At 49.0% G+C, this 292-nt stretch carries 1 protein-coding gene; it reads right to left on the reverse strand.

Annotated features, from left to right (window positions below):
• Positions 1-292 (reverse strand): glycoside hydrolase family 3 C-terminal domain-containing protein (locus ACNKXV_RS14385; RefSeq protein WP_417908394.1); only part of this gene is annotated, 292 nt, incomplete at both ends.

The raw sequence follows: 292 nt of genomic DNA on the forward strand, positions 1-292 counted from the left end.
CCACCTTTTTGCAAGGTAGGTTGGCTGATTTGCAAGTTTGAATAGGTGAATGTGGTATAGCTCAGCCCATAGCCAAAAGGATACAATGGCGAATTGGGTGAATCCATGTAATGTGACCAAAAGACCAGATTCTGACCGGGATCATTGGGTCTGCCGGTAGGCTTGTAGTTGTAGTAAAGCGGCAGTTGTCCCACATTTCTTGGGAAAGTCATCGGCAGTCTTCCACTTGGATTGTAGTCGCCGTAAAGCACCCGAGCAATGGCAGTTCCGCTTTCACTGCCGAGTTGCCAGG

The sequence above is a fragment of the Christiangramia aquimixticola genome, assembly GCF_048285835.1.
Lineage (GTDB): Bacteria > Bacteroidota > Bacteroidia > Flavobacteriales > Flavobacteriaceae > Christiangramia > Christiangramia aquimixticola.